21 protein-coding genes and 2 tRNA genes are annotated in these 22,806 nt (G+C 70.3%); 19 read left to right on the top strand and 4 right to left on the bottom strand.

Annotated features, from left to right (window positions below; genetic code table 11):
* Positions 1–32 precede the first annotated feature (32 nt).
* From H9651_RS03320 to serA, 3 genes are all read left to right on the top strand, one after another.
* A complete protein-coding gene (locus H9651_RS03320) occupies positions 33–518 on the top strand; it encodes a DNA polymerase III subunit gamma/tau (protein ID WP_191717687.1) in 486 nt (161 codons plus the stop codon).
* Positions 515–862, top strand: a complete 348-nt coding sequence (locus H9651_RS03315) for a bacitracin resistance protein (RefSeq protein WP_191717686.1) — start codon at positions 515–517, stop codon at positions 860–862. Before H9651_RS03320 ends, H9651_RS03315 begins: the two co-directional genes overlap by 4 nt.
* A 144-nt stretch (positions 863–1,006) precedes the next feature.
* A complete protein-coding gene (gene serA / locus H9651_RS03310; RefSeq protein WP_191717685.1) occupies positions 1,007–2,611 on the top strand; it encodes a phosphoglycerate dehydrogenase in 1,605 nt (534 codons plus the stop codon).
* On the opposite strand, the gene H9651_RS03305 is transcribed toward serA, so the two are convergent.
* Positions 2,598–3,149: a TetR/AcrR family transcriptional regulator gene (locus H9651_RS03305; protein WP_191717684.1), complete on the bottom strand. Its 552-nt coding sequence runs from the start codon at positions 3,147–3,149 to the stop codon at positions 2,598–2,600. The genes serA and H9651_RS03305 overlap by 14 nt on opposite strands.
* 71 nt (positions 3,150–3,220) lie before the next feature.
* Here H9651_RS03305 and H9651_RS03300 point away from each other — a divergent pair, with 71 nt between their 5' ends.
* From H9651_RS03300 to H9651_RS03250, 11 genes are all read left to right on the top strand, one after another.
* Positions 3,221–4,774 (top strand): MFS transporter, encoded by a 1,554-nt coding sequence (locus H9651_RS03300; protein ID WP_404802986.1) that lies wholly within the window; start codon positions 3,221–3,223, stop codon positions 4,772–4,774.
* 29 nt (positions 4,775–4,803) lie between these two features.
* Positions 4,804–5,853 carry a 3-isopropylmalate dehydrogenase gene (locus H9651_RS03295; protein ID WP_191717682.1) on the top strand — a complete coding sequence of 350 codons (1,050 nt, stop codon included), beginning with the start codon at positions 4,804–4,806 and terminating at the stop codon, positions 5,851–5,853.
* A gap of 55 nt (positions 5,854–5,908) precedes the next feature.
* Positions 5,909–7,009: a branched-chain amino acid aminotransferase gene (locus H9651_RS03290; RefSeq protein ID WP_191717681.1), complete on the top strand. Its 1,101-nt coding sequence runs from the start codon at positions 5,909–5,911 to the stop codon at positions 7,007–7,009.
* Between the two features lie 44 nt (positions 7,010–7,053).
* Positions 7,054–7,821 (top strand): fumarylacetoacetate hydrolase family protein, encoded by a 768-nt coding sequence (locus tag H9651_RS03285; protein WP_191717680.1) that lies wholly within the window; start codon positions 7,054–7,056, stop codon positions 7,819–7,821.
* Entirely contained in the window at positions 7,814–9,037 is a 1,224-nt protein-coding gene (locus tag H9651_RS03280) for an MFS transporter (protein WP_191717679.1), read from the top strand. The genes H9651_RS03285 and H9651_RS03280 overlap by 8 nt, the downstream gene beginning before the upstream one ends.
* A gap of 42 nt (positions 9,038–9,079) precedes the next feature.
* Positions 9,080–10,594 carry a glutamate--tRNA ligase gene (gltX, locus tag H9651_RS03275; protein WP_191717678.1) on the top strand — a complete coding sequence of 505 codons (1,515 nt, stop codon included), beginning with the start codon at positions 9,080–9,082 and terminating at the stop codon, positions 10,592–10,594.
* Positions 10,595–10,688: 94 nt separating this feature from the next.
* Positions 10,689–10,760: transfer RNA gene (locus tag H9651_RS03270), tRNA-Gln, on the top strand.
* 184 nt (positions 10,761–10,944) lie between these two features.
* Complete coding sequence (locus tag H9651_RS03265) at positions 10,945–11,730, top strand: DeoR/GlpR family DNA-binding transcription regulator (RefSeq protein ID WP_191717964.1); 786 nt, start codon at positions 10,945–10,947, stop codon at positions 11,728–11,730.
* A complete protein-coding gene (pfkB, locus tag H9651_RS03260) occupies positions 11,727–12,680 on the top strand; it encodes a 1-phosphofructokinase (protein WP_191717677.1) in 954 nt (317 codons plus the stop codon). The genes H9651_RS03265 and pfkB overlap by 4 nt, the downstream gene beginning before the upstream one ends.
* A gap of 27 nt (positions 12,681–12,707) precedes the next feature.
* Positions 12,708–14,795 carry a PTS fructose transporter subunit IIABC gene (locus H9651_RS03255; protein ID WP_191717676.1) on the top strand — a complete coding sequence of 696 codons (2,088 nt, stop codon included), beginning with the start codon at positions 12,708–12,710 and terminating at the stop codon, positions 14,793–14,795.
* Between the two features lie 18 nt (positions 14,796–14,813).
* On the top strand, positions 14,814–15,083 hold the full coding sequence (locus H9651_RS03250; RefSeq protein WP_191717675.1) for an HPr family phosphocarrier protein: 270 nt from the start codon (positions 14,814–14,816) through the stop codon (positions 15,081–15,083).
* Positions 15,084–15,154: 71 nt separating this feature from the next.
* Here H9651_RS03250 and H9651_RS03245 read toward each other — a convergent pair whose 3' ends face one another.
* The gene (locus H9651_RS03245; protein ID WP_191717674.1) at positions 15,155–15,793 is read right to left on the bottom strand and encodes an MBL fold metallo-hydrolase; all 639 of its coding nucleotides are present in this window, start codon (positions 15,791–15,793) and stop codon (positions 15,155–15,157) included.
* Positions 15,794–15,891: 98 nt separating this feature from the next.
* On the opposite strand from H9651_RS03245, the gene H9651_RS03240 reads away from it, so the two are divergent.
* Positions 15,892–15,964, top strand: a tRNA-Glu gene (locus H9651_RS03240).
* A gap of 174 nt (positions 15,965–16,138) precedes the next feature.
* Here H9651_RS03240 and H9651_RS03235 read toward each other — a convergent pair.
* Entirely contained in the window at positions 16,139–17,299 is a 1,161-nt protein-coding gene (locus H9651_RS03235) for a DUF4349 domain-containing protein (RefSeq protein WP_191717673.1), read from the bottom strand.
* Complete coding sequence (locus tag H9651_RS03230; RefSeq protein WP_191717672.1) at positions 17,296–17,859, bottom strand: RNA polymerase sigma factor; 564 nt, start codon at positions 17,857–17,859, stop codon at positions 17,296–17,298. Before H9651_RS03230 ends, H9651_RS03235 begins: the two co-directional genes overlap by 4 nt.
* 222 nt (positions 17,860–18,081) lie before the next feature.
* On the opposite strand from H9651_RS03230, the gene H9651_RS03225 reads away from it, so the two are divergent.
* The 4 genes from H9651_RS03225 (at position 18,082) to murA (ending at position 22,805) form a co-directional block, all read left to right on the top strand.
* Entirely contained in the window at positions 18,082–19,194 is a 1,113-nt protein-coding gene (locus H9651_RS03225; protein WP_191717671.1) for a TerC/Alx family metal homeostasis membrane protein, read from the top strand.
* A 154-nt stretch (positions 19,195–19,348) separates the two neighbouring features.
* Positions 19,349–20,803: a 3-isopropylmalate dehydratase large subunit gene (gene leuC, locus H9651_RS03220; RefSeq protein WP_191717670.1), complete on the top strand. Its 1,455-nt coding sequence runs from the start codon at positions 19,349–19,351 to the stop codon at positions 20,801–20,803.
* Between the two features lies 1 nt (position 20,804).
* Complete coding sequence (gene leuD / locus H9651_RS03215) at positions 20,805–21,401, top strand: 3-isopropylmalate dehydratase small subunit (RefSeq protein WP_191717669.1); 597 nt, start codon at positions 20,805–20,807, stop codon at positions 21,399–21,401.
* A gap of 21 nt (positions 21,402–21,422) precedes the next feature.
* Positions 21,423–22,805 carry a UDP-N-acetylglucosamine 1-carboxyvinyltransferase gene (murA, locus tag H9651_RS03210; RefSeq protein WP_191717668.1) on the top strand — a complete coding sequence of 461 codons (1,383 nt, stop codon included), beginning with the start codon at positions 21,423–21,425 and terminating at the stop codon, positions 22,803–22,805.
* The last annotated feature ends 1 nt before the right edge of the window (position 22,806 follow it).

Below are 22,806 nucleotides of genomic sequence, written 5' to 3'. Positions count from 1 at the left end.
CCCGATCTCGGGGGCCGGGCTACGCTGGTGCCATGGCCCGACCAGACGACGACGCGCTCAGCTGGGACGGCGATGACGATCCCACCCTCGCCGCCGCACCCGCGGCCACGCCGCTGCCGACCGGGTATCGCGCCGTGGGCAGAGGCAGCGAGCGGCTGGGGGAGACCCGGCAGGCGGATGCCGCAGACGAGACGCCCGCGCTGAACGAGCCCACCGGCCCCGCGCCCATGGGCAACGCCGCGCTCGTGGGCGTCGGCGTGTTCACCGGCATCTACCTGCTGCTGTCACTGGGCTGGGTGCTCGGCGCCGGCCGCCTGCAGCTGGTCGCCCAGCTGTTCCTCGACCCCGTCGCCTACCAGGTCACGATGTGGCTGGCCGTGCTCGCGCCGCCCCTGTGGTTCGGCACCGTCTGGCTGCTCACCCGCCGATCCAAGCTGTGGCTGCGCCTGGTGCTGCTGGCCGCCGGCGCCGTGCTGCTCGTGCCGTGGCCCTTCGTCCTCTCTGGAGCGTCGCTGTGACCGCCGCCGCACCCACCACACGCCGCACGGCGCTGCCCACCTGGCTCGTCGCCGTCATCGCCGGGGCGTTCCTACTGCTGTACGCGTTCGTCTTCTGGACGGCGCTGGGCTTTCTGCTGCAGCAGGCGGGGGGAACGGCGGGCCTCACCGGCTATGGCTGGTTCGTGCTGCTGCTGCCGGTCGTCTTCCCACCCGCCGTGTTCGCCGCCGCCCTCGCGATCGGCTGGAAGCGACCCGCGCCGGCCTACCTTGCCGTCATGCTCACCGGACTCGCCTTCGTCGCGGTGTTCTGGCTCGACGTGCTGGCGTACGCCGCGGCATCCTCCGCGCTCTACGGCGTCTGACGAGGCGACACCCGGCGTCACGCGGTCACGGCCACTCGCGCCCGCGCGATAGGGTGAAACCGCCCCCGTCCGACGGTGTGACGGGGATTCCCCCTCAGTCGCGGCGCACGCGGTGACGTGCGCTGCCGCCCCGAAGGATCCCGCGTGCCTCAGCCCGTCGTGCTCATTGCCGAAGAACTCTCACCCGCCACGATCGACGCCCTCGGGCCCGAGTTCGACGTGCGTCACATCGACGGATCGGACCGGGAGGCCCTTCTTGCCGCGCTGGCCGACGCGCACGCCGTACTCATCCGCTCGGCGACGAAGATGGATGCCGAAGCCATCGCCGCCGCGCCCCGGCTGAAGGTCATCGCGCGCGCCGGCGTGGGCCTGGACAACGTCGACATCAAGACGGCCACCGCCGCCGGTGTCATGGTGGTCAACGCCCCGACGTCGAACATCGTCTCGGCCGCCGAGCTCACGATCGGCCACATCCTGAGTCTTGCCCGCCGCATCCCCGCCGCCCACGCCTCGCTCGCGGCCGGCCAGTGGAAGCGCAGCGCCTACACCGGTGTCGAGCTGTTCGAGAAGACCGTCGGCATCATCGGCCTCGGCCGCATCGGCGCGCTCATCGCGGCGCGCCTGCAGGCCTTCGGCATGAACGTCGTCGCCTACGACCCCTACGTCACGAGCGCGCGTGCTCAGCAGCTCGGTGTGCAGCTGCTGAGCCTGGACGAGCTGCTGCAGCAGTCGGACTTCATCACGATCCACATGCCGAAGACCCCCGAGACGACCGGCATGATCTCCACCGAGCAGTTCTCGCTCATGAAGCCCAGCGCCTACATCGTCAACGTCGCCCGGGGTGGTCTCATCGACGAGGACGCGCTGTACACGGCGCTGACCACGGGCGAGATCGCCGGTGCCGGTCTCGATGTCTTCACGAGCGAGCCCCCCGCCGACGGCGGCACGGCGCGTCGGCTGCTCGACCTCCCCAACATCATCGTCACCCCGCACCTGGGTGCCTCCACCGACGAGGCGCAGGAGAAGGCCGGGGTGTCGGTGGCCCGCTCGGTGCGTCTCGCGCTCGGTGGCGAGCTGGTGCCCGACGCCGTCAACGTCGCCGGCGGGGTCATCGATCCGTACGTGCGTCCCGGCATCCCTCTCGTGGAGAAGCTGGGCCAGATCTTCAGCGCACTGGCGCACTCGCCACTGACGAGCCTCGACATCGAGGTGCACGGCGAGCTGAGCCAGTACGACGTCAGCGTGCTCAAGCTGGCCGCGCTCAAGGGCGTGTTCACGAACATCGTCAGCGAGAGCGTGTCGTACGTCAACGCACCGCTGCTGGCCGAGCAGCGCGGCATCGAGTCGCGCCTGATCGTCGACGACCAGTCCGACGAGTACCGCAACGTCATCACGCTGCGCGGCGCTCTCTCCGACGGCTCGCAGCTGTCGGTGTCGGGCACCCTCACCGGCACGAAGCAGATCGAGAAGCTCGTCGGCATCAACGACTACGCCGTGGAGCTGCCCATCGAGCAGCACCACATCGTCATGCTCTACACCGACCGGCCCGGCATCGTCGCGGTCTACGGGCAGAAGTTCGGCGAGGCCGGCATCAACATCGCCGGCATGCAGATCGCCCGTCGCGCCGCCGGGGGACAGGCGCTGTCGGTGCTCACGGTCGACTCGCCCGTCGCCGACGAGGTGCTCGACGAGGTGCGCTCGGCGATCCAGGCCGACCTGTTCCGTCAGATCGAGATCACCGAGTCGTGAGCGTCGCGCCCTCCACGAGGGCGATGAGTGCGTCCATGGCCGCCCCGCGGGGCACGGGACCGGGGACGGAACCGCCGGCGAGGGCGTTGTTGAAGTAGAGCCCGTCGCTGACGAGCATCACCAGATCCAGCGCCGTCTCGTCGCGCACGTGCGGGCGCAGCACCGCGGTCCACTCCTCACGCACTCTGCGCAGCGCATCGCGGGCCGTGGTGTTGCCGCCCTGAGCGAGCCGCGACGTCGCCAGCAGCACGCGGTCCAGCGGATCGTTGTGCATGACCGACGAGCGCAGGAAGTACGACACCGGACCGTCCGGCGCGGCCGCGGTCGCCGCGACGTCGGCCTCGACGAGCGTGCGGAGGCGCTCCAGGAGCGCGGCTTCGAGTGCTTCCTTGGTGCCGAAGTGGTAGAGCAGTCCGCCCTTGGACACCCCCGCGGCGCGCGCGGTGGCCTCCAGCGTCGCTGCCCGCTCGCTCTCGTCGATGAGGATCGTCTCGAACGCGTCGAGGACCTTCTCGCGGGCCAGGGGAGGGCGACTCATGGGGTCGATCGTATCGACGGGCGGGTGGACATCCTGTTACTATACCGGCTGGACGGTATAGATTGATGATGATGACACTGACAGAAGAGATCCGCCTCGCCGACAGCCGAGGACAGCGCGTGGGCTGGCGCGGCTGGGCCGCGCTGGTAGTGCTCATGCTGCCCGTGCTGCTCGTCTCGGTCGACAACACGGTGCTGAGCTTCGCGCTGCCCGACATCGCGCAGCACCTCGCGCCCACGAGCGCCGAGCAGCTGTGGATCATCGACGCCTACCCGCTCGTGCTGGCGGGCCTGCTGGTGACCATGGGCACGCTCGGCGACCGTTTCGGCAGACGACGGATGCTGATGATCGGCGCCACCGGCTTCGCCGCCGTCTCGGTGGTCGCCGCCTTCGCGCCCACGGCGGGCCTGCTCATCGCGGCGCGCGCGGCGATGGGCGTCTTCGGCGCCATGCTCATGCCTTCGACGCTGTCGCTGCTGCGCAGCATCTTCACCGACCGCGACCAGCGGCGCTTCGCCATCGCGGTGTGGGCGGCGATGTTCTCCGCCGGCGCAGCCCTGGGCCCGATCGTCGGCGGCATCCTGCTGGAGCACTTCTCGTGGGGATCGGTCTTCCTCATGTCGGTACCGGTGCTCATCCCGCTCCTCGTCTTCGCACCGCTGCTCGTGCCCGAGAGTCGCGACCCGAAGCCGGGCCGCATCGATCCGCTCAGCATCGCGCTGTCGCTGGCGACGATGGTGCCGATCGTCTACGCGATCAAGGAGTTCGCCGTGCACGGCGCGGGTGCGACGCCGCTCGTGCTCGCGGCCGCCGGCATCGGCTTCGGCGTGCTGTTCGTGTGCCGTCAACTGCGGTCGGCGTCGCCCATGCTCGATATGCGTCTGTTCCGGCGGGGCACGTTCAGCGGGGCACTGCTGGTGAACCTGCTCAGCGTGGTGGCGCTCGTCGGCTTCCTCTTCTTCGTCTCCCAGCACCTGCAGCTGATCGTGGGGCTCTCGCCCATGCAGGCGGGTTTCGCGCTCGTGCCGGGCATGCTCGCGATGATCGCGGCAGGTCTGCTCATCGTGCCGGTGGCGCGGCGCGTCGATGCGCGCATCGTCGTGAGCGTCGCGCTGCTGTTCTCGGTCGCGGGGTACATCATGGTGGCCCTCACCGCCGCCGACGGGGCGCTGGGCATGCTGATCATGGCGTTCGCGCTGCTGGGCGTCGGCATCGGGGCGGCCGAGACCGTCTCGAACGACCTCATCCTCGCCAGCGTCCCGCCGGCCAAGGCGGGCGCCGCCAGTGCCGTGTCCGAGACCGCCTACGAGCTGGGCGCCGTGCTCGGCACGGCCGTGCTCGGGGGCATCCTCACCGCGATCTACCGCTCCGGCATCGTGCTGCCCCCGGGGCTTCCGGCCGACGTCGCCGCTGCCTCCCGCGAGACCCTCGCCGGTGCGGTCAGCGCCGCACAGGGACTGGATGCCGCCGCCGCCGAGGCCCTGCAGACCGCCGCGGCGCACGCGTTCGACGCGGGCGTGGGGGTGACCGCGCTCATCGGTGCCGGCCTCGTCGTCATAGCGGGCGTCATCGCGGCCACTACCCTGGGTACATCCCGCCCCGCGCCCGACCGCGTCGACCACTGACGCGGCGGCGCGCCCCGCAAAGGAGTGTCATGTCGCGCGTCGTCAAGCTCGCCGTCATCCCCGGTGACGGCATCGGTCCCGAGGTCATCGCGCAGGCCGAGAAGGTGCTCGACGCCGTGACGGCGCACTCCGACGTCACGTTCGAGCGGACGAGGTTCTCGCTCGGCGCCGACCGCTACCTCGCCACCGGCGACACCCTCACCGACGACGACCTCGCCGCGATCGCCGCCCACGACGCGATCCTGCTCGGAGCCGTCGGGGGAGTGCCGGGCGACCCGCGCCTGCGAGAGGCGAACATCGAGCGCGGCCTGCTGCTGAAGCTGCGCTTCGCGCTGGACCACTACGTCAATCTCCGGCCTTCGAAGCTCTACCCCGGTGCTGCCGGCCCCCTCGCCGATCCCGGCGACATCGACTTCGTCGTCGTGCGCGAAGGCACCGAGGGGCCGTACGTCGGCAACGGCGGCTCCATCCGCACCGGCACGCCGCACGAGGTGGCCAACGAGACGAGCGTCAACACCGCCTACGGCATCGAGCGCGTCGTGCGCTACGCCTTCGAGCTCGCCGAGCGCCGTCGTCGCCGGCTCACCCTCGTGCACAAGACCAACGTGCTGGTGCACGCGGGCGGCATGTGGAAGCGCATCGTCGACACCGTCGCGGCGGAGCATCCCGAGGTGGCCGTAGACTACCTGCACGTCGACGCGGCGACGATCTTTCTGGTCACGAACCCGGATCGCTTCGACGTGATCGTCACCGACAACCTCTTCGGTGACATCCTCACCGACCTGGCCGGCGCCGTCACCGGCGGCATCGGCCTCGCCGCCTCGGGGAACATCAACCCCGACGGCGTCTTCCCCTCGATGTTCGAGCCCGTGCACGGATCGGCGCCCGACATCGCCGGCCGGCAGCTGGCCGACCCCACGGCAGCGATCCTCTCCGTCGCCCTCATGCTCGATCACCTCGGGCTGCAGGACGAGGCCCAGCGCGTCACCCGCGCAGCCGAAGCGGACATCGCCGCCCGAGACGGCAACCCCCGCACCACGACGCAGATCGGCGACGCGATCGCCTCCCGCCTCGCCTGAGCACCGGCGTACCCTGGAATCTGCGCCGTCGGCGCCCCACGCGACAGGACCTGACATGACCCTTCTCGATTCCGACGCGGGGCTTGCGCCCCTCGAGTTCGCCCGCACCCGCAACCTGGCGGCCAAGACCCCGGCCGAGCGCGCCGAGATCCTGCGCGACCCGAGCTTCGGCACCGTCTTCACCGACCACATGGTCGACATCTGCTGGTCGGTGCGCGGCGGCTGGCACCGCCCGCGCGTGCAGCCGTACGGCCCGATCGCACTGGATCCCGCAGCCGCCGTGCTGCACTACGGGCAAGAGGTCTTCGAGGGCATCAAGGCCTACCGTCACGCCGACGGCTCCATCCACACCTTCCGTCCCGACCAGAACGCCCGGCGCCTGCAGCGCAGCGCCCGTCGCCTCGCGCTGCCGGAACTGCCCGTCGAGTACTTCCTGCAGTCGCTGCGCGAGCTCATCGCCATCGACGGCGACTGGGTGCCTGCAGGCGAGGACCAGAGCCTGTACCTGCGCCCGTTCATGTTCGCCAAAGAGGCCTTCCTCGGCGTCCGCCCCGCCAACAAGGTGGGCTACTACCTCATCGCGAGCCCCGTCGCGGCGTACTTCAAGGGCGGTGCGAAGCCGGTGTCGATCTGGCTCAGCGAGGACTACTCCCGCGCAGGCAAGGGCGGCACGGGGGCGGCCAAGACGGGCGGCAACTACGCCGCCAGCCTGCTGCCGCAGGCCCAGGCCTACGAGCAGGGCTGCGACCAGGTGGTCTTCCTCGACGCCGACCGCAACGTCGAGGAGCTCGGTGGTATGAACATCGTGTTCGTCTACAAGGACGGCACGATCGTGACCCCGCAGTCCGACTCGATCCTCGAGGGCATCACGCGCGACTCGCTGCTGCAGCTCGCCGCCGACCGCGGCCACCGCGTGGAGGGTCGCAACGTGTCGATCGATGAGTGGCGCGCGGGCGTGGCATCCGGAGACATCGTCGAGGTCTTCGCGTGCGGCACCGCCGCCGTCGTCGCCCCCATCGGTCAGCTCAAGGGCGCCGACTTCGTCGACGAGCAGCCCGTGGGCGAGCTGGCGCTGTCGCTGCGCCAAGAGCTCACCGACATCCAGTACGGGCGCGCCGACGACCGTCACGGCTGGCTGGTGCGTCTGGACGCGTGAGCGGCGCACGGGCGCTCAGGCGCCCGCGCGTCTAGGCTGGGCGGGTGAGAATCGCACGCTTCAGCCACCAGGACGTCATCACCTACGGCATCCTCGACGAAGGCGACCTGGTCGTCCTCGCGGGCGACCCGCTGTTCGCCGGTTTCGAGACGACGGGACAGCGCGTCCCGGTGTCGGAGGTGACGCTGCTCGCCCCGGTGATCCCGCGGTCCAAGATCGTCTGCGTGGGCAAGAACTATCGCGACCACGCGGCCGAGATGGGCGGTGAGGCGCCCGCAGCGCCGCTGCTGTTCTTCAAGCCGAACACCTCGGTCATCGGCCCGGGTGACACGATCGTGCGTCCCACGCAGTCCGAGCGCACCGACTACGAGGGCGAACTCGCCGTCGTCATCGGCCGCGTGGCCAAAAACGTACCCGCCGAGCGGGCGCTGGACTACGTCTTCGGGTACACGATCGCCAACGACGTCACCGCGCGGGATCTGCAGCAGAGCGACGGGCAGTGGGCCCGTGCCAAGGGCTTCGACACGTTCTGCCCGCTCGGCCCCGTGATCGAGACGGAGTTCGACCTCACCGGCCCTGCCCGAGTGGTCACCCGCGTCAACGGAGAGGTGCGTCAGGACGGTCCCCTCACCGACATGGTGCACTCCGTCGCCGATGTGATCGCGTACGCATCCGCCGCGTTCACGCTGCTGCCCGGTGACGTCATCCTCACCGGCACGCCGGCGGGGGTCGGCCCGTTCGTGGCAGGCGACGTGGTGGAGGTGGAGATCACCGGCCTCGGCATCCTGCGCAACACCGCGCGGGATGCCTGAGCACACCCGTCCCGACGGGCTCGATCTCACCCGCATCCGTCGCCGCACCGTCGCGGTGCTCGCCCTCGGGCAGGTGCTGGGCGGCATCGCGTTCGGCGCCACGATCTCGCTCGGCGCGGTGCTGGCGGCGGACATCTCCGGTGACGACACCCTCTCGGGGCTCGCGACGGCGGCGGTGACACTCGGGGCGGCGGCGCTGGCCGTGCCCCTGGCGGCGCTGGCGCGCCGACGCGGCCGACGCGTCTCGCTCGCCTCCGGCATGCTCATCGCGCTGGTCGGCGTCGCACTCGTCGTCGTGGCGGTGTCGCTTCACCAGTTCGCCCTGCTGCTGGTGGCCTTCGCGCTCATCGGCGCCGGCCAGGCCGCGAACCTGCAGTCGCGGTTCGCCGCGACCGACCTCGCCACCGATGCCTCGCGCGGGCGGGATCTCTCGCTCGTGGTCTGGGCGACCACGATCGGCGCCGTGCTCGGACCCAACCTCGTCGGACCGGGGGAGGCGCTCGGCGCCGTGGTGGGGATGCCGCCGCTGACCGGCCCCTATCTGTTCACGATCGCGGCGCAGCTGCTGGGCATCGCGCTGTACCTCACCGCGCTCCGACCCGACCCGCTGCTGCTCGCACACCGACTCGCGCGGGAGGCGTCGGCGAGCGCCCGCACGATCGCGAAGACCGACCGACCGCTCGCCGCCCGCTACGCGATCACGGCGATCGCCGCGAGTCACGGCGTCATGGTGGCCGTCATGGCGATGACACCGGTGCACCTCATCCACCACGGTGCGGAACTGTCGGTCGTGGGGCTCACGATCAGCCTGCACATCGCCGGCATGTACGCGCTGTCGCCGGTGTTCGGGCTGCTGGCCGACCGGCTGGGGCGCATCCCCACGATCCTCGTCGGGCAGGGGCTGCTCGCGGCATCCCTTCTGGTGGCCGCCGTCGGTCAAGACTCCACGGTCCTCGTCACGGTGGGTCTCGTGCTGCTGGGCCTCGGTTGGAGCGCGTCGACCGTGGCGGGAGCGGCGCTGCTGACCGAGACCTCCGATGACGCGCACCGCACCCGGCGCCAGGGTCGGAGCGACCTGGCCATGAACCTCGTGGGCGCTCTCGGCGCGATCGGCGCCGGCGCGGTGCTGGGGGTCATCGGCTACGGCGGGCTTGCCCTCGTGGCCCTCGTCGCGGTCGCCGTCGTGGTGGTGCTCGCCCCTGCCGGTCGCCGCTGACCGCCCGCGGCGAGGCGGGGTGCGCAACTAGACTGGACCGTGATGTCCTCTGCACCGCACCCCCTGACCACGACCGCCTCCGGTACCGACGTCCGCGTTCGGTTCTGCCCGTCGCCCACCGGACTGCCGCACGTCGGCATGGTGCGCACGGCCCTCTACAACTGGGGGTACGCGCGCCACACCGGCGGCAAGCTGATCTTCCGGGTGGAGGACACCGACGCCGCGCGGGACAGCGAGGAGAGCTACCGTCAGCTCGTCGACGCGCTCACGTGGCTCGAGATCGATTGGGACGAGGGCGTGGAGAAGGGCGGCCCGCACGCGCCGTACCGCCAGTCGCAGCGCGGGGACATCTACGCCGGCGTGCTGCAGCAGCTGATCGCCTCGGGCGCGGTGTACGAGTCCTACTCGACCGCCGAGGAGATCGACGCCCGCAACGAGGCCAACGGTCGGGCCAAGCAGCTGGGCTACGACAACTACGACCGCACGCTCACCGATGAGCAGAAGGCCGCCTTCCGCGCCGAGGGGCGCGAGCCCGCGTGGCGACTGCGCGTTCCCGACGAGGACCTCACCTACGTCGACCTCATCCGTGGCGAGGTCACCTTCCCCGCCGGATCCTTCCCCGACTTCGTGGTGGTGCGCGCGGGCGGTCAGCCGCTGTACACCTTCACCAACCCGGTGGACGACGCGCTGATGGGCATCACCCACGTCATCCGCGGCGAGGACCTCATGCCCTCCACGGCGCGCCAGCTGGCGCTGTACAGCGCGCTCATCGACGCCGGCGTCACCACCTTCGTGCCGCGCTTCGGTCACATGCCGCTCGTGCTGGGAGAAGTGGGCAACAAGAAGCTCTCCAAGCGCGACCCGAAGGCCGACCTGTTCCTGCAGCGCGACAAGGGCTTCATCCACGAGGGTCTGCTCAACTACCTCGCCCTCCTCGGGTGGTCGCTCTCGCACGACCGTGACGTGTTCTCCCTCGAGGAGTTCATCGCCGCCTTCGACATCGCCGACGTCAACCCGAACCCGGCGCGCTTCGACCAGAAGAAGGCCGAATCGATCAACGGCGACCACATCCGCATGCTGGATGCCGCCGACTTCGCGGCGCGCATCGTCCCGTACCTCGTGGCCGAGGGGATCGTCGCCGACCCGCCCACCGCCGCGCAGCAGCAGATGATCACCGCGGCAGCCCCCCTCGTGCAGGAGCGCGTGCAGCTGCTCGGCGAGGTGCCGGCGCTCCTCGGGTTCCTCTTCACCGACGAGATCGACTACCAGGACGACGCGCTCGCGTCGCTGCCCGCGAACGCGGGCGAGGTGATCGTGGCATCCGTCGGCGCACTCGAACTGGTTCCCGAGCAGTCCTTCACGGCCGCCGCGGTGCAGGAAGCCTTGGCCGGCGCCCTCATCGAAGGGTTGGGGCTCAAGCCCCGCGTCGCCTATGGTCCGCTGCGCGTGGCGCTCAGCGGCCGTCGCATCTCGCCGCCGCTGTTCGAGTCGATGGAGCTCCTCGGCAAAGCCGAGACGATCCGCCGACTCGGCGCGCTGGTGCAGCGCATCGGCTGATCGCGGCCGCGCCACGCCCGGCGCGCCGCCGGTTCGTGCCAGGGCTCAGGATCGGCTATGCTTGATCTTCGGTGCGAGGGCGACTTCGAACCGATGGGGTATGGTGTAATTGGCAACACGGCGGTTTCTGGTTCCGTTGTTCTTGGTTCGAGTCCAGGTACCCCAGCAAGACGAAAACCCCCGGGAAACCGGGGGTTTCGTCGTTTCCGGACGCGTTCGGTCACGCACTGCACCGAGGTCGCGGATCTCCCTTCGGTTTCGGGATGAAACCACGTAAACACAGATGACGGCCCTTGTGGGTGTCTTTGTTTGTGTTGTATCGTGTGGTCGAATCCGAAGAAAGGACGACCGTGTACGCGATGGAGCGCCACCAACTGATCGAGCGCCTGGTCACCCAGGACGGCCGGGTGGCCGTCGTCGACCTCGCCGACCGGTTCGGCGTCACGACCGAGACGGTGCGTCGCGACCTCGACCAGCTCGAGCGTGCCGGGGCCCTGCGCCGCGTGCACGGGGGCGCAGTGGCGCGCGATCGCACGAGCGTCGTGGAACCCTCGCTCGCAGAGCGCTCGACCCAGCGCGGGGCGGCGAAGCTCGCCATCGCACAGCGGGCTCTCGACGTGCTCGGCGACGGCTTCCGCGGCTCGATCTTCCTCGACGCCGGCACCACGACCGCCGCCGTCGCCTCCCTCCTTCCCACCCGCCTGGCTGAGACCGACGGCACCGCCGAGGTGGTCACGCATGCCATGCCGTTGGCCAACGTGCTCGCGGGGTCGCCGCGGCTCTCGCTCACCGTCATCGGTGGACGCGTGCGCGGGCTCACCGCCGCTGCCGTCGGCTCGCACACCGTGCGCGCGATCGAGGGACTGCGTCCCGACGTCGCCTTCATCGGCACCAACGGGCTGTCGCAGGGATTCGGGCTGAGCACGCCCGACCCCGACGAGGCGGCCGTCAAGCGTGCGATCGTGCGCAGCTCGCGCCGAGTGGTGGTCGTCAGCGACGCGGAGAAGTTCGACGTCGAGCTGCTGGTGACCTTCGCCGGCCTCGAGGACGTCGACGTCGTCGTGACCGACCGCGCCCCGGCGTCCGCGCTCGGCGCGGCACTGGAGGACGCAGGTACGGAGGTGTGGACCGCATGATCGTCACCGTGACCGCCAACCCGTCGCTCGATCGCACCGTCGCGCTCGAGGCGCCGCTCGAGGTCGGGAGCGTGCAGGCCGCGCGGGGCGCTCGTGAGGATGCCGGAGGCAAGGGGATCAACGTCTCCCGCGTCGCCGCGGCATCCGACGCGCCGACGCTCGCCGTGCTGCCGCTGGCCGCAGACGACCCGTTCGCGGTGTCGCTGCACGGCACCGGTGTGCCGCTGGTGACCGTACCCGTCGCCGGCCACGTGCGCGCGAACATCACGATCACCGACCCGGCCGGTGAGACCACCAAGCTCAACCTCCCCGGCGCCAGGCTCACCGACCCCGAGCGTGCCGCCGTGATCGCCGCGGTCGTCGACGCGTGCGCGCACGCCCACTGGCTCGTCCTCGCCGGCTCCCTCCCGCCGGGCGTGCCCGACGACTTCTACGTGGAGGTCATCGATGCCGTGCGCGAGCGGTGGGGCGATGCCGCGCCCCGCATCGCGGTGGACACGTCGGGTCCTGCGCTGTCTGCCGTCGTCGAGCGGGCCCACCCCGACCTCATCAAGCCGAATGAGCACGAGCTCGCCGACCTCGTCGGCATCGCGCTCGATGCCGCCGCCGCCGACCTCGTCGCTGCCGTGCTCCCGGTCGCCCGGCGCCTCGTGCCCGAGAGGGTCGGCGCGGCGCTGGTGACCCTCGGCGGTGATGGCGCGGTGCTCATCACGGCCGACGGAGCGTGGGCGGGCCGCCCGCCCCGCATCCGCGTGCAGAGCACGGTGGGGGCCGGTGACAGTTCGCTGGCGGGCTACCTCATCGCCGACACCCGCGGCGCCGCTCCCGCCGAGTGCCTGCGCACCGCCATCCGTTACGGCGCCGCCGCCACGACGCTGCCCGGCACGCAGGCACCCACCCCGCGTGACCTTCCCACCGGCGACGTGCCGGTGCGAGCCCTCGATGTCTGACCCGCTCCCGCCACACAGGAGGTCATCATGACCGAAACCATCACCACCGAACTCGTCAGCCTCGACGAGCCGCTCGGCGACGACAAGCAGGCGGTCATCCGCGCCCTGGCCGCGCGGGTGGCGGCACAGGGCCGCGCGACCGATGCCGATGCCCTCGCCGCCGACGCCTGGGCGCGCGAGCAGAAGGACGAGACGGGGCTGCCCGGCGGCATCGCCATTCCGCACGCGAAGAGCGCTGCGGTCACGGTGCCGTCGCTCGCCTTCGCGCGACTGTCGCCCGGGGTCGCCTTCGGCGCGCCCGACGGTCCCGCCGACCTCGTCTTCCTGATTGCGGCACCCGCCGATGCCGCGGAAGCGCACCTCGCGGTGCTCTCCAAGCTCGCCCGCTCGCTCATGCAGGAGGACTTCACCGCGGGGTTGCGGGCCGCCACGAGCGCTGACGACGTCGTGCACATCGTGCGGCGCGCGATCGGCGAGGAGGAGGCGACGCCCGCCGAGGCGACCCCCGACGCCGCCGCGGCGGCGACCACCCCCCAGGCGGAGGGCGCCGAGCCCGCCACTCGGCGGCGCCCCGCCGCCACCCCCGACCTCGAAGTGGCCGGCCGGCCGGCGCGCATCGTCGCGGTCACCGCGTGCGCCACCGGCATCGCGCACACCTTCATGGCCGCCGATGCACTGACGGCCGCGGGCAAGAAGGCCGGCATCGACCTCGTCGTGGAGCCGCAGGGTTCCAGCGGCTACAAGGCGCTGCCCAAGGACGTCATCGACCAGGCCGATGCCGTGATCTTCGCGACCGACGTGGACGTGCGCGAACCGCAGCGGTTCGCGGGCAAGCCGCTCGTGCGCTCCGGCGTGAAGCGCGGCATCGAAGAGCCGACGCAGATGATCGCCGAGGCGGTCGCAGCGGCGAAGGACCCGCACGCTCAGCGGGTGTCGGCCGCGGCGGCAGGGACGACGACCGAGTCGGCCGCAGAGACGCTGGGTGTGGGGGCCCGTATCCAGCGTTGGCTGCTCACCGGCGTCAGTTACATGATCCCCTTCGTCGCCGGTGGCGGACTGCTGATGGCGCTGGGCTTCCTGCTCGGCGGCTACGAGGTGAGTAACGATGCCGCCGCGGTGATCATCGAGAACTCGCTCTGGAACCTCCCCGCCGGCGGGCTCGGCCAGTACCTCGGGTCTGTCGCCTTCATGATCGGCAACACGTCGATGGGCTTCCTCGTCGCCGCGTTGGCCGGCTACATCGCCTTCGCGATCGCCGATCGTCCCGGCATCGCCCCCGGTTTCGTCGCCGGTGCGGTCGCCGTGCTCATGAGCGCCGGGTTCATCGGCGGCATCGTGGGCGGTCTGCTCGCCGGTGGTGTCGCGTGGTGGCTCGGCCGCCTCGACGCCCCGCGTTGGCTGCGCGGACTCATGCCCGTCGTGATCATTCCGCTCGTGGCCTCGATCGTGGCATCCGGACTCATGGTGCTCTTCCTCGGCCGGCCCATCGCCTGGCTCATGGAGCAGATGACCAACGGTCTCAACGACCTCGCCGCCACCGGCCTCATCGTCGTCGTCGGCATCATCGTCGGTCTCATGATGTGCTTCGACCTCGGCGGCCCCGTCAACAAGGTGGCGTACGCCTTCGCCGTCGCCGGCCTCGGCACCGCCTCGGCCACCAACACCTCGCCCTACCTCATCATGGCCGCCGTCATGTGTGCCGGCATGGTGCCGCCGCTGGCGATGGCACTGGCCTCCACGGTGCTCGGTCGGCAGCTGTTCACCCCGGTCGAGCGTGAGAACGGCAAGGCCGCGTGGCTGCTGGGTGCGTCGTTCATCTCTGAGGGCGCGATCCCGTTCGCGGCGGCAGACCCGCTGCGAGTCATCCCCGCCTCGATGGTCGGCGGAGCGGTCACCGGGGCGCTGAGCATGCTCTTCGCCGTCGAATCCCGCGCTCCCCACGGCGGCATCTTCGTCTTCTTCGCCATCGACCCCATCTGGGGGTTCCTGGTGGCGCTGGCGGCAGGTACCGTCGTGACTGCGCTCATCGTCGTAGCCCTGAAGAAGTGGGTTGCACCGAAAGAACTCGCCGAAGCCGAAGCGGCATCCGTCGCCCCGGTTCCGGCGACCGTCTGAGATCCCTAGGAGGACACCATGGCAGAACGTCAGGCCACCATCGCCAGCAGCTCCGGGCTGCACGCCCGCCCCGCGAAGCTCTTCGTGCAGGCGGTGCAGGAGAAGAGTGTCCCGGTGACCATCGCCGTCGAGGGCGGTCCCGACCTGAATGCCGGCAGCATCCTGTCGCTCATGGGCCTCGGTGCCTCGCACGGCACCGTCGTGACACTCAAGGCCGAGGGCGACGGCGCCGAGCAGGCGCTGGACGAGCTGGTGCAGCTGCTGGAGACGGATCTCGACGCGCAGTGACACCGGCGCACGCCGGCTGAACGGATGCCGCGGGGCGCTGCCCCGCGGCATCCGTCGTCTCTGCGGTCCGCTCAGAGGTCGAAGGCTTGTCCGGGTTCGAGTTCGAGGAACTCCCCGCCGCCCTGCTCCGTCGCCCACGTGAGTCGCGCGCGCCCCATCTGCAGGCCGATGCGCGAGAGGGTCATGTCGTGTGTCGCGAAGGCGCGGTGCGGCTTCACCGCGAGTACGAAGTCCATCGCCTCCCCGATCTTCAGCCACGGCGCACCGACGGGCGCGGCCAGCAGTCGCACGTCGGCGCCCTTCGGGACGGCGTAGCTGTCGCCCGGGTAGTAGAACTCATCGTCCACGAGCACGCCGACGTTGTCGATGGCGGGGATCGATTCGTGGATCACGCTGTGCCGTCCGCCGTGGAAGCTGAGTGTGAACGGATCCAGCGCCACGGTGTCGCCGGGTGACACGACGGTGATGTCGTACCCCGTCACCGCAGCCGCGACGCCCGCCGGTCCGTAGATCGGCACGTGCGGCTCGAGCGCGCGGAGGCGCTCGAGGTGGTCGGGCGTCCAGTGGTCGGGGTGCTCGTGGGTGAGGACGATCCCGACGAGCCCGCGCACGTCGGTGAGGGGGAGGGTGAAGCTCCCGGGGTCGATGATGAGCGTCTTGCCGTCGCGCTCCAGGCGCAGGCACGCGTGTTCGTGCTTGGTGACTCGCATGGGACGAGTCAACCCTCCGACACGCCCGGGGACAAGCGCGGGCACCTCGATTTGGCGCCGTCATGCGGGCCGTGGCATACTTTAACGGTTGTCGAAACGGCCCCATCGTATAGCGGCCTAGTACGCCGCCCTCTCACGGCGGTAACGCGGGTTCGAATCCCGCTGGGGTCACAACACCAGAAAACCCCCGGTCTCCGGCCCGGGGGTTTTCTGCATCCCCCCGCGGCCCCGCGCCGCGCCGCGCCGCGCCGCCCACAGTGAGACGACTACGGACGGCCGAGACAGTGGGTGATACCCATGGTCTCGGCCGTCCGTAGTCGTCTCAGCGGTGAGGGGGCGGCGGGGTCAGGCGGCGGGCGGCGGCGGCGCGGGGCGGCGGCGGCGGATGCCGCGGAGCACCAGCCACACCGCGAGCCACACCACCGCGGCGACGGCGAGCCAGGGGAGCAGGAACCCGAGCGCGATCACGATGCCGTTGAGCGTCGCGATCAGTCCGTTCCAGCCGGCGACGAGCCCGTCGCCGAACCCGGCGGGGTCGGCCTCGACGGCCTCGGTCGGGGTGACGATGCTCACCGTGAGCGAGGACAGCGCCACCTGATCGTCGAGGTACTCCAGCTGCTGCTGCCACGACTCGAGCTCTGCCTGGCGCTCGGCCAGCGCGCTCTCCGCCGCGATCAGGTCGGCCAGCGACCCCGCCTGAGCCATCAGCTCGGTGAGACGGGTGACGGATGCCTGTGCCGTCTCGACCCGTGCACGCAGATCCACGGCCTGCGTGGTGACGTCCTGGCGCGAGATCTGCGACGCCGTGACGTCGCCGAGCTCGTCGAGGTCGGACATCACCGTCTGCAGCTGCGCTGCGGGCACCCGCACCGATACCCACGTCCCGGTGGTACCCGGGTAGGGGAGGATCGTCATCATGTCGCCCTGCACGACCTCGGCGCCCGCGCCCGTCTCGGCGGCGGAGCCGTCGACGCTCAGCGACTCCACATAGCCTCCTGCGGCCTCGGCGGCCGCGGCGACGGCATCCGCCGCCTCCCCGGCGGCACCTGGCTCGCCTGCGACCTCAAGAGTGGCGGTCGCGGTCGCGATCACTTCGCGGCCCTGATCGCTCGTCGGCCCCGAGTCGGTGGCCACATCGCCCGCTGCTCCTTGGATGCTCTCGGGTGCCCGATCCACGGGACCGGAATCCATCCCGGTGAACGCGTCGGTCGTGACGAACCCGCCATCGCTCGCGGAATCGCTCGCCCCCGACGGTCCGCGCACGAGGCCGCCGACCGTCGGTGCGATCACCGCGGCGACGATCACGACGGCCGCCGCCGCACCGGCGGCGGCCCACCACCGACTGCGCCGCGCCCGACGGTGGCGCGCGGCGTCGAGGTCGTGGTGCCGCGTCGCGGCGATCTCGGAGAAGACAGCGCCCTCGATGCGCGTCACCGTCTCATCGCTCAGCGTGGGCAGGCCCGACGGTTCCCGGGGGTCCTGCGGTTCCTGCGGCTGTCGGGTCATGTCGTTCCTGTGCTCTCCGTTGTGACCTCGGTCCGCAACCGCGTTCGGATGCGGGAGAGGCGATTGCGCACGACGCCGTGACCGACGCCCAGCTGCTCGGCCGCGGCCTGGTAGGCGTAGCCCTCGGCGGCGCACAGTCGGAAGATCTGCTGGTCCAGCGGGGTGAGCTGCGCCACCGCCGCCACAATGCGCTCGGCGAGGTCGCGGTCGATCAGCTGCTGCTCCACATCCACCGTGTCCGGCAGGTGCTCCTCGGCGGCATCGGTGGTGTGCTCGCGCTCTCGCTGCAGCCGACGCACGCGATTGGCCGCCTGGAACCGGCAGATCGTCACGAGCCACGGCAGCAGCGAGCTGCCGACGAGCTCCAGCCCGGCAAGCTTCCGCCACGCGGCGAGGAACGTCTCCTGCGTGACGTCCTCGGCGTCCGCAGCCGTCCCCACGAGCCCATGGGCCACCCAGTACACCGGCCGCACGTAGGCGCGGTAGAGCGTGCGGAACGCCTGTTCCGATCCGCCCGCCGCGAGGGCCACGAGCATCGCATCACCCTGCTGGTCGGCCATGCGCTCCCTTTCGTCTCTCACCCTGAGAGTGTCGATCCGCGCCCGATCGTCTCACGACGGGCGGATGCCGATGGGCGCGGCTGTATCCTTGTCCGAGCGAGAGGGAGTATCCCGTTCTCGCGCGTCCGTCATCACGGGTCCCGATCGAGCGGCCCCGGGCGCGCGCCGCAGCCTGCGGGGGAGAGACTTTCGGCCATCCACCGCACCCTCCGAAAGGCTCCCATGGGCTTCGAGATCCCCGTCTGGTTCGAGATCGGCGCATACGTCGTGCTGCTCGCGATCCTCATCGCCGATCTGCTCCTGATCATCAAGCGGCCCCACATCCCCTCGGCCAAGGAGTCGACTCTGTGGGTCGTGTTCTATGTGGCCCTGGCGATCGTGTTCGCCTTCGTGCTGTTCGCCGTGACCGGCAGCGGTGACGTCACCGGCCAGTTCGTCGCCGGTTGGCTCACCGAATACAGTCTGTCGATCGACAACCTCTTCGTCTTCGTCCTGATCATGGGGCAGTTCGCGGTCCCGCGTCAGTACCAGCAGAAGGTGCTGATGGTCGGCATCATCATCGCGCTCATCCTGCGCGGCCTGTTCATCCTGCTGGGTGCGGTGATCATCGAGCAGTTCCTGCCGATCTTCTACCTGTTCGGCGCCTTCCTCATCTACACGGCGTGGAAGCAGGCCTTCCCCGGGGAGGACCACGATGACGAGGTGAAGAAGGAGAGCTTCGTCGTGCGGATGTTGCGGCGGCGCGTGGCCATCTCCGACGAGTACGACGGCGCCAACGTGCGCACCGTGGTCGACGGCAAGCGCATGTTCACCCCGATGATCATCGTCTTCGTCGCCATCGGCATGACCGACCTGCTCTTCGCGCTCGACTCGATCCCCGCGATCTTCGGGATCACGCAGGACCCGTTCATCGTCTTCACGGCGAACATCTTCGCCCTCATGGGCCTGCGCCAGCTCTACTTCCTGCTGGGAGGACTCCTCGACCGGCTGCGCTACCTGCACTACGGCATCGCGTTCATCCTCGCCTTCATCGGCGTGAAGCTGATCTTCCACGCCATGCACGAGAACGAGCTGCCCTTCATCAACGGTGGCGAGCACATCGAGTGGGTGCCCGACATCTCCACCTGGATGTCGCTGGGCGTCATCATCGCCTCGATGACCGTCGCGACCGTTGCGAGCCTCATCGCGTCGTCCCGCGAGCGCAAGGCCGGTACGCCGCAGGAAGCTGCGGCCGCCGTGGCCGAGGAGCACCTCACGCCGCCCACCGTCGAGACGCCCGACGAGCGTCGCGACCGTGCCGCCGCCGAGCGCGCCGACGACCGACCCGGCACCTGACGCGAACGGGGAGCGATGCGCACGGTGCTAATGTGGGCGCGTGCGGATCGCTCTCCTTCTCCTTAGCGGCCGCGGCGAGGCCTCGTTCTGAGCCCCTCCTCGTCGCGGAGTCCCTGGCGGGCTTGATCCGGTTCGCAAGGAGAGTTTCACAGTCATGAGCACAGTCGCTGCCCGCATCCCCGATCACCCGCGCACCCTCGCCGAGAAGGTGTGGGACGACCACGTCGTCGTCAAGGGCGAAGACGGTCGTCCCGACCTCATCTACATCGACCTGCACCTCGTGCACGAGGTGACCAGCCCCCAGGCCTTCGACGGCCTGCGTGCCGAGGGCCGCCCGGTGCGCCGCCTCGATCTCACGATCGCCACCGAGGATCACAACACCCCGACCCTGGCCATCGACCAGCCGATCGCCGACCTCACCAGTCGCACGCAGATCGAGACGCTGCGGCGCAACGCCGCCGAGTTCGGTGTGCGGCTGCACTCCCTCGGCGACAAGGAGCAGGGGATCGTGCACGTCGTCGGGCCGCAGCTCGGGCTCACGATGCCCGGTGTGACGGTCGTCTGCGGTGACTCCCACACCTCCACCCACGGTGCGTTCGGTGCCATGGCGTTCGGCATCGGCACGAGCGAGGTCGAGCATGTGCTGGCCACACAGACGCTGCCGCTGAAGCCCTTCAAGACCATGGCGATCACGGTGGAGGGCGAGCTGAAGCCCGGCGTCACGGCAAAGGACATCATCCTCGCCGTCATCGCGAAGATCGGCACGAACGGGGGACAGGGCTACGTGCTCGAGTTCCGCGGCAGCGCGATCCGTGCGCTGTCGATGGAGGGTCGCATGACGATCTGCAACATGTCGATCGAGGCCGGCGCGCGCGCGGGCATGGTCGCCCCCGACGAGACGACGTTCGCCTACCTGAAGGGTCGTCCGCACGCCCCCGAGGGGCAGGACTGGGAGGATGCCGTCGCCTACTGGCGCACGCTCCCCACCGACGAGGGCGCCGTGTTCGACGCCGAGGTCTTCGTCGCCGCCGACACGCTCGAGCCCTTCGTCACGTGGGGCACCAACCCCGGCCAGGGCGTGTCGCTCAGCGACGTCGTCCCCGCGCCCGAGGATTTCGAGGATCCCAACGAACAGACCGCCGCCCGCCGCGCGCTGGAGTACATGGACCTCGTCCCCGGCACGCCGCTCAAGGACGTCCCGGTCGATGCCGTGTTCATGGGTTCCTGCACCAACAGCCGCATCGAGGACCTGCGTGCCTTCGCGTCCATCGTGCAGGGTCGCACCAAGGCCGACGGCGTGCGCGTCATGGTCGTCCCCGGCTCCGCCCGCGTGCGGCTCGAGGCCGAGGCGGAGGGCCTGGACAAGGTGTTCGTCGACTTCGGCGCCGAATGGCGCTTCGCCGGCTGCTCCATGTGCCTGGGCATGAACCCCGACCAGCTCGCCCCGGGGGAGCGCTGCGCCTCGACGAGCAACCGCAACTTCGAGGGCCGCCAGGGCAAGGGCGGCCGCACCCACCTGGTCTCGCCGCTCGTCGCGGCGGCCACCGCCGTGCTCGGGCGTCTCGCGAGCCCCAGCGATCTGCCGGCGCACACCGCAGTGGAGGCCTGACATGGAGAAGTTCACCACCCACACCGGCGTCGTCGCCCCGCTGACGCGCTCGGCGGTCGACACCGACCAGATCATCCCCGCGGTCTACCTCAAGCGGGTCACCAAGACCGGCTTCGAGGACGCCCTGTTCGCCAGCTGGCGCCAGGACCCCGAGTTCGTGCTCAACCAGCCCGCGTACCGCGACGCCTCGATCCTCGTCGCCGGTCCCGACTTCGGCACCGGCTCCAGCCGTGAGCACGCCGTCTGGGCGCTGCGCGACTACGGATTCCGCGTCGTGCTCAGCCCGCGGTTCGCTGACATCTTCCGCGGCAACGCGGGCAAGCAGGGCCTGGTGACCGGCGTCATCTCCGAGAGCGACACCGAGAAGGTGTGGGCGATCATCGCCGCCCAGCCCGGGATCGAGATGACGGTCGACCTCGAGGCGCGCACCGCGCAGATCGGCGACCTCCGGCTGACGTTCGAGATCGATGATTACACTGGATGGCGCCTGCTCGAAGGTCTGGATGACATCGGGCTCACCCTGCGCGACGAAGCTGCGATCGCGCAGTTCGAAGCCCGTCGCGAGACATGGCGACCGCGGACCCTTCCGGTCCGATAGCAATCAAGTGAGGTTTACCGCATGAAGTCACTCCCCAGCGAGAACCGATCGGCGACGAAGGAGTCGGAAGGGCAAGCGGAGGGGCTGACAGGAGACACCATCGCGATCCGCGGTGGCCGACCCCTCGTCGGACGCGTCGACGTCAAGGGCGCGAAGAACCTCGCGACCAAGGCGATGGTCGCCGCCCTCCTCGGTGAGAGCGTCAGCGTGCTGCGCGACGTGCCGAACATCAGCGACGTGCAGGTCGTGCGCTCGCTCCTCGAGGTGCACGGTGTGCGCGTGGAGGACGGCGACGAACCCGGCAGCCTCGTGCTCGACCCGAGCGACGCGAAGTCGGCGCACTTCGAGGAGATCGACGCGCACGCCGGCTCCTCGCGCATCCCGATCCTCTTCTGCGGACCGCTGCTGCACCTGCTCGGCCAGGCGTTCATCCCCGACCTCGGTGGATGCCGCATCGGCGACCGTCCCATCAACTTCCACCTCGATGCGCTGCGTCGGTTCGGCGCCGTCGTCGAGAAGCAGCCCAGCGGCATCCGCCTGTCCGCCCCGGACGGGTTGCACGGCGCGAACATCGAGCTGCCCTACCCGAGCGTGGGTGCGACCGAGCAGGTGCTGCTCACCGCCGTGCGTGCGAAGGGGACGACGGAGCTTCGCAACGCCGCCATCGAGCCCGAGATCATGGATCTCATCGGCGTGCTGCAGAAGATGGGCGCGATCATCTCCTACGAGCCCAACCGCGTCATCTTCATCGAGGGTGTCGACACGCTCACCGGCTACGACCACCGCAGCATCTTCGACCGCAACGAAGCCGCCTCGTGGGCGTGCGCCGCACTGGCCACCGACGGCGACATCTTCGTCGGCGGCGCGCGCCAGCAGGACATGCTCACGTTCCTCAACGTCTTCCGCAAGGCCGGCGGTGCCTTCGACATCGAAGAGAGCGGCATCCGCTTCTACCGCGGGGGACCTCTCAAGCCCGTCGTCGTCGAGACCGACGTGCACCCCGGCTTCATGACCGACTGGCAGCAGCCGCTCATCGTGGCGCTGACGCAGGCGCACGGCACGTCCGTCGTGCACGAGACGGTCTACGAGAACCGCTTCGGGTTCACCGACGCGCTGGTGAAGATGGGCGCCGACATCGTCGTGCACCCGGACGGTCTGGAAGGCGAGTACCGGCGCGTGCCGCGTCGCGCGCTGGAGCAGGCCGCTGTCATCACCGGTCCCACGCCGCTCCACGGCGCCGACATCGTGGTGCCCGACCTGCGCGGCGGCTACTCGCACGTCATCGCGGCACTGGCTGCCGACGGCGAGTCGGTCGTGCGCAACGTCGGGATCATCCGTCGCGGGTACGAGAACCTCTTCGACAAGCTCCAGGCGCTCGGCGCCGACTTCGACGTCATCGGCTGAC

The organism is Microbacterium pullorum (assembly GCF_014836535.1).
Classification (GTDB): Bacteria; Actinomycetota; Actinomycetes; order Actinomycetales; family Microbacteriaceae; genus Microbacterium; species Microbacterium pullorum.
This window is presented reverse-complemented; position numbering and strand designations above follow the sequence as displayed.

Coding starts and splice junctions, on each gene's coding strand:
- H9651_RS03255 (WP_191717676.1), top strand. CDS start 12,708: ATGACCGAAACCATCACCACCGAACTCGTCAGCCTCGACGAGCCGCTC.
- H9651_RS03245 (WP_191717674.1), bottom strand. CDS start 15,793: ATGCGAGTCACCAAGCACGAACACGCGTGCCTGCGCCTGGAGCGCGAC.
- leuD (WP_191717669.1), top strand. CDS start 20,805: ATGGAGAAGTTCACCACCCACACCGGCGTCGTCGCCCCGCTGACGCGC.
- H9651_RS03225 (WP_191717671.1), top strand. CDS start 18,082: ATGGGCTTCGAGATCCCCGTCTGGTTCGAGATCGGCGCATACGTCGTG.
- murA (WP_191717668.1), top strand. CDS start 21,423: ATGAAGTCACTCCCCAGCGAGAACCGATCGGCGACGAAGGAGTCGGAA.
- H9651_RS03295 (WP_191717682.1), top strand. CDS start 4,804: ATGTCGCGCGTCGTCAAGCTCGCCGTCATCCCCGGTGACGGCATCGGT.
- pfkB (WP_191717677.1), top strand. CDS start 11,727: ATGATCGTCACCGTGACCGCCAACCCGTCGCTCGATCGCACCGTCGCG.
- leuC (WP_191717670.1), top strand. CDS start 19,349: ATGAGCACAGTCGCTGCCCGCATCCCCGATCACCCGCGCACCCTCGCC.
- gltX (WP_191717678.1), top strand. CDS start 9,080: ATGTCCTCTGCACCGCACCCCCTGACCACGACCGCCTCCGGTACCGAC.
- H9651_RS03305 (WP_191717684.1), bottom strand. CDS start 3,149: ATGAGTCGCCCTCCCCTGGCCCGCGAGAAGGTCCTCGACGCGTTCGAG.
- H9651_RS03280 (WP_191717679.1), top strand. CDS start 7,814: ATGCCTGAGCACACCCGTCCCGACGGGCTCGATCTCACCCGCATCCGT.
- H9651_RS03290 (WP_191717681.1), top strand. CDS start 5,909: ATGACCCTTCTCGATTCCGACGCGGGGCTTGCGCCCCTCGAGTTCGCC.
- H9651_RS03235 (WP_191717673.1), bottom strand. CDS start 17,299: ATGACCCGACAGCCGCAGGAACCGCAGGACCCCCGGGAACCGTCGGGC.
- H9651_RS03300 (WP_404802986.1), top strand. CDS start 3,221: ATGACACTGACAGAAGAGATCCGCCTCGCCGACAGCCGAGGACAGCGC.
- H9651_RS03320 (WP_191717687.1), top strand. CDS start 33: ATGGCCCGACCAGACGACGACGCGCTCAGCTGGGACGGCGATGACGAT.
- H9651_RS03250 (WP_191717675.1), top strand. CDS start 14,814: ATGGCAGAACGTCAGGCCACCATCGCCAGCAGCTCCGGGCTGCACGCC.
- H9651_RS03230 (WP_191717672.1), bottom strand. CDS start 17,859: ATGGCCGACCAGCAGGGTGATGCGATGCTCGTGGCCCTCGCGGCGGGC.